The organism is Klebsiella sp. K47, assembly GCF_051858335.1.
GTDB lineage: Bacteria > Pseudomonadota > Gammaproteobacteria > Enterobacterales > Enterobacteriaceae > Klebsiella > Klebsiella pneumoniae.
Map to the genome: position 1 here is coordinate 1 of NZ_JBPYUI010000525.1, position 216 is coordinate 216.

The 216-nt window shown below is 38.4% G+C and carries 1 protein-coding gene; it reads left to right on the forward strand.

The window, feature by feature from the left end; translation table 11 throughout:
• A partial coding sequence (locus RRF55_RS29075; RefSeq protein ID WP_439419462.1) for a response regulator occupies positions 1-216 on the forward strand: 216 nt, incomplete at both ends.

The window sequence follows — 216 nt, forward strand, 5'->3', positions numbered from 1 at the left end:
TATTGAGTTTTTGGCCAAAACGCACCAGAAAAAATATGGTTTTTATCTATTGGATATCAACGTGCCCAAAATCAATGGACTGGAGATCTGTAAAAAGATAAGAAGCCATGACGCCTTTACCCCAATTATTATTCTCTCAGCATACGACGATATAGATGATAAAAAGGAGGCATTTCTCCGGGCCGCGGATGACTATTTGGTCAAACCTTTTGTTTT